Source organism: Rubneribacter badeniensis (assembly GCF_002899695.1).
Taxonomy (GTDB): Bacteria; Actinomycetota; Coriobacteriia; order Coriobacteriales; family Eggerthellaceae; genus Rubneribacter; species Rubneribacter badeniensis.
The window spans coordinates 1-9,602 of sequence record NZ_PPEL01000103.1; the positions used below are offsets into that span (position 1 = coordinate 1).

A 9,602-nucleotide genomic window follows, 5' to 3' on the forward strand; every position below is an offset into this window, starting at 1 on the left:
GGTGCAGGGGCACCGGGGAAGTCGGCGGCGCTCACAGCGGGGGCAGCGTCGAGCGGGAGGCCGTCGTAGCCGAGGGGGCCGTCGAACTCGTTGGGAAGGTAGTCCTGCTGCGCGCCCGGTTGCTCGTCGTAGGCGTAATCGTCGTAGATGGGGGCGTCCGAGGCGAGTGGGTCGTAGGCGGGGGCGGGCTGATCGTAGCCGTAGCCTCCAGCCGCGCCGAAGCCCTGGTCGTAGCCGTACGCGGCAGGAGCGCCCGCGGCATAGGGCTGCGGCTGCGCGTAGGACGGGCCGTAGCCCGGGCCGCCGGTGCTCAGGCCGTAGCGCTGCATCTCCTCTTCGCGCAGCTGCGCGATGATGGGCGCAGCCACCGCTTCGGCGATGATCTCGAACTTCCCGTGCTTCAGGCTGTCGTCCACGATGAAGCGCACGAGCGGTTGCCCGTCCATGACCAAGCCCTGCTCAGCGGCTTTCGCGGCCAGATACGTCTCGGTCTCGCCGGCCAGGGTGGGGTAGTAGCCGAACAGCCGCTGGTCGTCGTCGGGGTTGACGAGCACCGTGTACAGTGTGGGGGCGTATTGCTTGCCCGCGCCCACCATCTTTTCGCGCCGCATTTGCTTCTCGGCCTTTTTCGCTATCTGGACAGGCGAGATGGGCGCGTCGAACATCCTGTCGGCTGCGCCTTCAAACGTGTCTTCCATCTTGCCTTCGAACCTCGAAAGAAAGCCCATGGTGTCTCCTTATGGCACGCGCGTGCGCCGTCCTTGATTCTGGGGTGCAGTGCGCTGTAGTGTGTCCCCGCATATGACTATGCAATGCTCCATCTTGCCACAAACGCCATGGCAGCGCTCCATCTTTTACGCAATCGTCATCAAAAGTTAAGCGTGTCTTCTGGGCTTTCCGGGACGACGTTCTCCTTGCCTGTTTTGCGCGCGTCTCGCTACTGTCGGAGCGTCGATGACAGGGCGCGGCGAAGGGGGATGGTGAAGGATCCGGGGAGCTAGCCTTCCGAAAAATGCATAACCCTGCTGTCTATAGTAGATGCTGACATAGGTCGGGCCAACCTGCCGAGCAAGGTTTCTCTGGCGCTTCGGAAAACCCCGCCCGTTGGACGGGGGCACCTCCCGAAGCTTCCGGTCGGGGGAAATTCGGTTCGATATTAGGCGAACGCAAGTTAACGTCAATTTTGGTTAACGGAGAGGCCCTGCCGTTATGGCAAGAAATCGTCGAATTCGGAAGTTTCGCCCCCTCTTCATGGCGAGATTTGAAGGGAGTTGTTTGCAAAAGACCAGGTTGTTTCTCAGAAAGTTCTACAGCGGTTGGAGGGCTCTTCCGAATTCGGCGATTTCTCGCCGCTTGCGCTTGCCATTCCGCGAGTACAGTCGGCGGTGGGGACGCGCCGTGCGGGCAAATGCGCGTTTTTTGGCCACCAAACCGCGTTCTGGCACGCGGGAGGGCGCTTTGAGCGGTGTCGGATAGAGCCGACCTGGGGTTTTCTTGCGGGCAAGGCCTCGCTTGAGTCGAAAACGACCGGGTTTCGTGCCAGAACGCGGCTTGGCGGCCAAAAAGTGGGCCGTTTTCCGGCAGAGCGCGGTCCGAGCGGTAAAGGGGGTGGCAAAGGGACGGGGATGATGTCACATTCCCAAAAGACTTGCCACGTCCTGCCACTTTGCGGAATGTGACATCATCCCCGTCCCTTTGTCACCCCTTTTGTGCGCTCTTCTTCCCCCTCCTTTCCTCCCCGTGCGCGAATTCGGCGCGAAAATGGACACGGAACCGCGTTCTGGCACGGAATTCGTCATGCGAAGGGGTGCCTACTGGGAAAACCCCTGGTCGCGCAAATCGGCCAAGCGGGCGCAGCCCGATTTCGAGCCGATTCCGTGCCAGAACGCGGTTTGGTGGCCAGAAACCGAGGCCGTGCGAACATGGAGGGGTGTAGGTTGCGAAAGGTGTTAGGATCGCGATGCGACTCTGCCCGAGGAGGTGTGGCGAAGGTGACAATATCCCCGTCCTTTTGTCACTCTCTTTCGTCGCTTTTCAGAAGGCGTGCGATGGCAAGAAATGCCCGAATTCGGAAAGGTTGTCCGGACACTGCGGGATCGCCTTCGAAGTGAACTGGCCTTTTGCGGAAGTGCGTCTTGCCAGATTGTGCTGCAGGGGAGGTGGGCTTGCCGAATTCGGTCATTTCTTGCCAGCGAGATGGGACCGTGTGTCAAAAGCCGCCGCATGAATGTGGCGATATTCCGTCCTTTTGCCGCAGCCGCCCATTGTGGGCAATCTGTTACGCGGCCAAGTGTGCGCGCTGCGCGGTGACGTTCTATGATGGAGGCAAACGGAAAACGGAGGTTTTCATGGGATCGTTTCTGCATGCGGTTCGGTCGAGCATGGTGGCTCAGGCCGTCCTGTCTATCGCGCTTGGTGTGCTGCTTGTTGTGTGGCCGGGCATCACGGTTGTCACCATCGTGTATTTGCTGGCGCTCTACCTTGCCGTGACCGGCGTCGTCTCGCTTGTGGGATACGCTCGTGCGCGCGATGGGCGAAGTGGGCGCTCCGGCTCGACGGGCTCGCTGGTCGGCGGCGTCCTGCTGCTCGCGCTCGCGCTGTTCGTGTTCGTGTTCCCTCAGGTTGTTGCTGGGTTCTTCTCACTTGTCCTGGGGCTTTTGCTTGTCGTTGGCGGCGCGGTGAACGCCGCTCGCGCAATCGAGCTGCGCCGCTACCGGGGCGGCACGTGGACGATCGCGCTCGTAGCCGGCATCGTCGTCGCGCTTGGCGGCGTCGTCATCGTCGTGAATCCGTTTGAGACCACCGTGACGTTCGTCTTGGTGCTCGGCGTGCTGCTCGTGCTGAAAGGTGCGGCCGACCTGCTCGTCAGCCTCTGGCTGACGAGCGCCATGAAACAGCTGCAATAGCGTATGGCGCGATGGACGCTGAATGCCGGTGGCGCGATAAAGTGACATTGGGGGCGAGAGGAGCGGGTGTCGACGGCGCGTCTTGCCCTGGTCTGACGCCTTGCGTCGAAGCGCGGTCTTCGTCGCGGTGTGCATTCGGGGCGGGAGTTTTCGGAGCCATGCAAGGGCTCGCGTCTTTTCGCGACGGATGCGGTTGTTGCTTCTTGGCTTTCATGCGAAGGGGCGGCCGACGGGCTCTCTCGAAACGTGCTATGCTTGCTCTGCGAGCGGCGGATCCGATGCGCGTCGGCGGGCGGGCATGCCCGGTGGACACTGCGAAGGGCGGGGTGCGAAAGGCGAGGCGCGACGCGGTGTCGCGGCGCGGTCGAAACGCTTTGGCATCCCTTGCGTCCCGGGAGTGTCCGGATTTCCCGCGTTTCTTGCGCTTCGGCCTTTGGCTCTTCTGCCCTTTGCCTTCTCCTCTTATTCGCGATCTTTCCGCTTTCTCCCTTGCCTCCTCTTTGCCATATTCCTCCCCTTGCGCTGAATTTCCTCGTTGCGTTTCAGAATGCGCGGTTGCCTCGGACAGTCCTTCTGCGATCGGCGTCTGAGCGGTCCTATGCTGAAAGCATCCTCGCAAGGGATGAGATTGCGAGGCGCCAGCAAGCAAGGGCACCGGCAAGCAAAGGTGCCGAAAGGCAAGGAGGAGCTATGGGAATCGGTGCATCCAATCGCGACGAGCGCGACGAGCGCAGCAAGCACGTTAAGCGAAGCGGGCGGCATGAAGAGAAGAGCGGCTTCGCAGACTTCCAAGGCATCGATGATGTCCCAGACGCGGCGAGCGCAATGGTCGGCGCAGAGGGCGCTTGCGCCCAAGGACGCTCGCAAGTGCGTCGTTGCCAGGGACTTACGCGGCGCGGCTTCTTGAAAGGCGCGGCGTCTGCCGGCTTGGCGGCTGCCGCCGGGGCGGCGCTTGCGGGCTGCGCGCCTTCCGGGGGCGAAGGCGGCGGCGCGTCCGCGTCGGGCGATGCCAAGGACGACGAGGCGCGCCTCGCGTACGAGGCCGAGGCAGCCCCCATCGAGCCGGTTGAGCCTCCGGAGACGTGGGACGAGGAGTTCGACGTCGTGGTGGTGGGGTCGGGAGGCGGTGGGATGGCCGCTTCCATACGTCTGGCTCTGGCAGGCTATCGCGTGGCGCTGCTGGAAAAGGGCACGACGACGGGCGGCGCGTCGCGCTACTCGGGCCACTTCGTGAACTTCGGCGGTCACAAGCTGGCCGAGGAGGTGCAGTGGGCGTATCCGAGCTACCCGTACGACCCCGATGCCATCGTCGCGTACTTGAGCGATCTGTGGCAGCAGTCGGTGGACGTCGGCCTTTTGCGCGCTCAGGCCGTCGAAGGCCCGAAGTGCATCGACTGGATGGCCGACGCATTGGGCGTGCCTTGGGCTCCGGCCGACGACAAGCCCACCGGCATGCGCAGCCTGCATTGGGACGGGCAGATCACCGCGGCCAACTCTATCAACATCAACGACCATACGTTCAACTACCTCACCGATTTCGCTGTCGAGCACGGTGTCGACGTTCGGTTGAGCGCGGAGGCGAAGGCGCTTGTGAGCGATGCCGGCACGGTGGTGGGCGTCAAGGTGGCCATGGGCGACGACGAGGTGTTCCTCGGCGCCAAGAAGGGCGTGGTGCTAACGGCCGGAGGCTTCGAGATGAATCGCCCGATGCTCGAAAAGTACCTTCCCTCGCTGTTCGACGGCTTGGCGAACGTGCCGTGCCCGCCGTACAACACGGGCGAGTGCATCCGCATGGGCTTGGGCATGGGAGCCGACATGGCCGGCTACGACTCGACGGGCAGCTACGACGGCGGCGTGTGGTGGAAGGACTACGAGCCGTACGAAACGCGCATGACCGCGCATGTGAACAAGGACGGCAATCAAGCGCTCCGTCAACTGTGGCTGCTCATCAACAACCGGGGCGAGCGCGTTCCCTACCTCGGCACCACGTACCAACCCTATCCGTATAAGCCGTCGGGGTGCCCGTACGTGTTCGGCCTCACCGACCAGGCGACGGTGGAGATCATGCAGCCGTCGGGGCGCACGTACGTGTGCTTCGACTCCAAGTACGACGAGCTGGTGTCGACGAACTACTTCAAGCAGGGCGTCTGCCGCGTGGGAAAGACCATACCCGACGACGATCCGCTGATCGATCGCGTTCCCGAGTGGCAGCGCGACTGGCGCACCGGCTTCCAGCAGATGATCGACGCCGGGGCAGTGCAGAAGTGCGACACCATCGAGGAGCTTGAGGCGGCGCTTGGATTGAGCGAGGGGTTGCTTGTGAGCGCGGTCGAGCAGTGGAATGCCGCATGCGAGGCCGGCGAGGACTATCTGGACGCGTTCAAATACGATCCGTCGTGGCTGATCCCCATCGACGAGCCGCCGTATTACGGTGCGAAGATCGGCGGCAACATCTTCACGACGAAGTGCGGCTTGCGGATCAACCCGAAGATGCAAGTGCTCAAGCCCGAAGGCGACGTCATTGCCGGCTTGTACGCTGGATGGCATACGGCTGGAGGCGCGAACGGCGAGGCCAACATCGCGGGCAAGCCGTTCGGCGGCATGTACGGAGACGTGTGCCAATCGTTCGTCGGCGGCTATATGGCGGCGGGCGCCATCATGGAGGCCGACGGCAAGACGGATTGACGCGGGCGACGCGTTGGCGCGGCGGGTTGACGTTGGCGGCTGTCCGGGTCGTCTGGTTGGGGCGCGGGTTTTTCGCAATCTGCGACCGGTTTGCGGCTAGCCGGAGCGTTGGCGCTGCGGGAGCGGAGCGGAGGGGGTCGAAGCCCCCTCCGCGCCACGTATGCGATCCCTTTCGTCATCCCTTTGCCGCGCTCGAGGGTGCGAGCGACCTCAGCGCGTCGAGGAAGAGTTGCCCGCAGCGGTCGAAGCGCGATTCGTCGTAGATGACGAGCATGTCGCTTGCGATTTCAAACTCCGCAACCGAGAACATCCGAAAGTCGCTGCGCGATGCGAGCGTCGGATGGAACTGTTCCACGACGATGCCGAATCCGTCGTGCGGCGTGTAGACATAATCGTCGTAGCAAGCAAACGGTTGGGGGTCGAGTTCGATGCGTGCGCCCGCCTGCGCGAAGTAGCGGAGAAACTCCGCTCCTGCGGCCAGCATGTTGTCGGTGTTTCCCAGAAGCAGCGATTGGCCTTCCAAGTCGCGCGCGTGCACGATTTCCCGATGGAACAGGGGGTTGTCGTTCGTCATCCAGAACAGGCAGCGTTCGGTGCCGAGATGGAGGAAGCTCACGTCGGGCAGGAAGTGCGGGTCGAAGGGAGGTTCGGGATCGTCGATGCCGCGCACGCGGGGGAGAAGCGAGAAGTCGGCTTTCTTTTCGACGATGGTGGAGAGGTTGGCGTGGGCTCCCCTCAAAAACCGCAAGCCAATCTCTGTTTCGGGATGCCGTGCATGCAGATGTTCGCGCGCGGAAGTCAGCAGCTTCTCAAACGGGGCATAGCCCATCGTGCTGACGAGGAGCGTCGTGCAGTTCTCGGCGAGCGCGCGGCAGGAGGCAAGCGCGTCGTCGGAAAGCGAAACGATGTCGCGTGCGAGCTTGAGGAACAGCCGACCGGCCATCGACAGCTCGAGTCGGCCGTCGCGCTTCACTATGAGCGGCGATCCCACTTCGTCTTCGAGCGCTTTGACATGCGAGCGCAACGCCGGCTGCGACACGAACAGCGCTTCCGCTGCTTTGGCATAGTTCAGCGACTGCGAGAGCGTGATGTACTCGCGTAGATGCTCGGTTTCCACGGTCCCTCCTGCCCCTTTGCCCCTTCGTCTCCCCTGTCGTTCTTCTACTTGAAGTTGCAGATTCGCGGCTGTCTGGTTTTCCCTGCTGCGATCTCCCCCGGTTTTCTTGGATATATCCTTTCATAATACCGGGAAAATGCTTGGTCTGCACGAAAGAGGAAGTCGGTTTTTTTGTGGCAGACGGCTGTTTGTTCGCGTGCTTTCTTCGGGCGGGCGCTCTGCGTCGGGCTGAGGGGGCGGCTGCGGCGTTGATGGCTCTCGCCGCGCTCAGATTCGGCTCCGCGGTTGGCTTTGTCGAGGGGAGAGGGTGGCTTGATTTCGCTCAGAAAGGGCTGCCGATCGACCGCGGCTCTTTGCTCCTGCTTGCGTGATGATCGGGGGTTGAAGGGTGGAAGGCGCTTTCGGAACGTGCCCCTAACCGAAATCCAACGTTTGAGCGGCATGATGGCGCGGTGACGACGCAGCGGGGGCGGGGGGATGCCGGCATGTCGGCGACGTGGCATGCTGCGGTGACGCAGCACCTTGCTGAAGCGCTTGTGAAGACGGGAGTTCGTGCGTGCGGGGAGAGGCTTTCATTGCGGATACGGTAAAACTCTCTTTGCAAAATAATCCCTCGCAAAAGTTTGCGCTTTCGCTTCCTTCTCGAATGAAGATTCTCCGCTGAGAGAGCCGCGATGGATTTTGGTACGGGCAAGGTATGCGATTCCGGTTACAATGCTTGTGAAAGGTCGATCGCGCGAAAGGAAAGGTGTTTCCGTGAAGCAATGCAACATAGTGCCCTTCCCCTCGCGAAAGACTGCTTTGGAGTTCTTTTCGGGCATCGGTTTGGCGCGCGCCGGAATGCAGAAGGTCGGTGTTCAGACCATTTGGGCGAACGACGTCGATGAGACGAAATGCGCGCTGTACGAAGCCCAGTGGGGTTCCTCGGATCTTGTGTGCAAAAACGTGTTCGACGTCGATCCCGGCGCTGTCCCCACCGCTGATATCGCGTGGGCGTCCAGCCCCTGCACCGATCTCTCGCTGGCGGGAAAGCGAAACGGTCTGGTCGAAGGTCGGGAGTCGAATGCGTTCTTCGGTTTCGCCGACGTCATTGCAGGCATGGGCGATCGAAAGCCTCGGGCTCTTATCTTGGAGAATGTATGCGGCTTGGCGTCGTCACACGATGGCATGGATTTTCGCATAGTTGTTGAGACGTTCAACGAACTTGGATACTCGGTCGATGCGCTTGAGCTGAATGCTCGTAGGTGGCTTCCCCAGTCGAGGCCGAGGATGTTCGTAGTTGGCTTGCTGAATCCCCTCGGAGGGGGCGAAGTGGACTCGTCGCTTCGTCCCGACAAGCTGGCGTGGATACACTCCGACGAATCGTTGGTGACCCACGTCACCCCTCTGCCTGCATTTCCCGATTTGAAATCCGGAGGGTTCATGAAGCTTGCTGAAAAGCTGCCTGACGACGATCCCCGGTGGTGGAGCGACGAGCGGGTTTGCGCGTTCGCGAAGTCTCTCAGCGAGAATCAGCGTTCTCGATTCGACCGCCTGATGAAGAGCAGGAGGGTGGTTGCCCGGACGGCGTATCGCCGGACGAGGAACGGGGTGCCTGTGTGGGAGTTGCGCGATGACGACATCGCAGGCTGTTTGCGCACGGCTCGGGGTGGCTCGTCCAAGCAGGCGGTGGCGTTCCTCGGAAAAGGAAAGGCTCGGATTCGCTGGATGACGGGCCTTGAATATGCGAGGTTGCAGGGAGCGGGCACGTTCAACATCGCCCAATTCACCGAGTCTCAAGTGCACTATGCGTTTGGCGATGCCGTTGCGGTGCCGGCCGTGTCGTGGCTTATGCGCGCGGCAGTGCTTCCGGCGCTTGGCGGGGCGTCCGATGAGGTGGTTTTGCGTGAAGCGCTCTGAGGAGGCTTGCGCAGCTGCGCTGAAGGCTGCGGCCGAGTGGTACGAGCTTCAAAGAAGCAAAAAGGGCAGCGTGAACACCAATGTTATGACGAGCGGGATCGCGGTGTCCGGGCTGCTTCGCGAAACGTTTCCGCTGACAGCAGGGGCGGTCAAGTCGGACAAGGGGAGCCAAGTCAAAGGGCTGAGCGGAGCTTCCATCAAAAAGGTGCTTGAAAAGCATGGCGAGACGCGTCGTTTCACCGCTGAGGGCGGGCGCACTTCGCGCAGGACGCTTGTGCTTGCAACCGATCTTGCCGAGCGGGTGTCGAAGGCGTTGCTTCCATTCGAACCTGATGCGCAATGCCGAGAGGCGGCGGCCGAGGCGTTGGAGACGTACTTCGTGAATTGCGTAGTGCGGGACTATTTCAACAAGAAACGGCTGGAGGTGCTTATCGACTTGCGTAAACCCGTCGCGGATCTCGTTGCGGACATTCTTGCCGCCGCGAGGAATCGGCCCGATCAGGCGACTGGTGCCGTTGCGCAGCATCTTGTGGGGGCGAAGCTCGAGCTTCGTTTTCCCGCTCTGGCGATTGGGCGCGATAAGGCCAACGCGGCCGATCGGCAAACTGATCGGCAGGGGGACTTTCAGCTGGGGACTACGGTTTTCCACGTTACGATGGCTCCTTCGGCAAAATTGGTCGACCGTGCGCGGGAGAACTTGTTGCATGGATTTCGTCCGATGATGCTGGTGCCCGCAGATAGCGTGGCCTTTGCTCAAGGGCTGTTCAAGTCGGAGGGCTTGGATGGCAGAGTGGGCGTGCAGAGCATTGAAACGTTTGTGGGAACCAACGTCGAAGAGATGGGCTTCTTTGATTACGAGGGCATCAAAGAAGGCGTTGCAAATCTGATTCGGCGTTATAACGAGCGCATCACCGATTGCGAAAGCGATCAGTCGCTCTGCATCAAGGAGCCGGCCTGGATGGCAGCTTCGGGCGAATCTTTTCGAGTGTACGAGG

At 61.7% G+C, this 9,602-nt stretch carries 6 protein-coding genes; 4 read left to right on the forward strand and 2 right to left on the reverse strand.

The window, feature by feature from the left end:
• Nucleotides 1-728, reverse strand: a 728-nt coding sequence (locus tag C2L80_RS14470; RefSeq protein ID WP_239938977.1) for a DUF3662 domain-containing protein, incomplete at its 3' end; no start/stop codon positions are given.
• A 1,620-nt stretch (nt 729-2,348) separates the two neighbouring features.
• Here C2L80_RS14470 and C2L80_RS12120 point away from each other — a divergent pair.
• Nucleotides 2,349-2,906 carry a DUF308 domain-containing protein gene (locus C2L80_RS12120; protein ID WP_087197176.1) on the forward strand — a complete coding sequence of 186 codons (558 nt, stop codon included), beginning with the start codon at nt 2,349-2,351 and terminating at the stop codon, nt 2,904-2,906.
• Between the two features lie 690 nt (nt 2,907-3,596).
• Nucleotides 3,597-5,591: an FAD-dependent oxidoreductase gene (locus C2L80_RS12125; protein ID WP_239938978.1), complete on the forward strand. Its 1,995-nt coding sequence runs from the start codon at nt 3,597-3,599 to the stop codon at nt 5,589-5,591.
• Between the two features lie 175 nt (nt 5,592-5,766).
• On the opposite strand, the gene C2L80_RS12130 is transcribed toward C2L80_RS12125, so the two are convergent.
• Nucleotides 5,767-6,708 carry a LysR family transcriptional regulator gene (locus tag C2L80_RS12130; protein ID WP_157941086.1) on the reverse strand — a complete coding sequence of 314 codons (942 nt, stop codon included), beginning with the start codon at nt 6,706-6,708 and terminating at the stop codon, nt 5,767-5,769.
• A 756-nt stretch (nt 6,709-7,464) separates the two neighbouring features.
• On the opposite strand from C2L80_RS12130, the gene C2L80_RS12140 reads away from it, so the two are divergent.
• Nucleotides 7,465-8,607, forward strand: a complete 1,143-nt coding sequence (locus C2L80_RS12140) for a DNA cytosine methyltransferase (RefSeq protein ID WP_204600607.1) — start codon at nt 7,465-7,467, stop codon at nt 8,605-8,607.
• Nucleotides 8,594-9,602, forward strand: a 1,009-nt coding sequence (locus C2L80_RS12145) for a DUF4928 family protein (protein WP_204600609.1), incomplete at its 3' end; no start/stop codon positions are given. The genes C2L80_RS12140 and C2L80_RS12145, both read left to right, overlap by 14 nt.

Coding starts and splice junctions, on each gene's coding strand:
- C2L80_RS12120 (WP_087197176.1), top strand. CDS start 2,349: ATGGGATCGTTTCTGCATGCGGTTCGGTCGAGCATGGTGGCTCAGGCC.
- C2L80_RS12125 (WP_239938978.1), top strand. CDS start 3,597: ATGGGAATCGGTGCATCCAATCGCGACGAGCGCGACGAGCGCAGCAAG.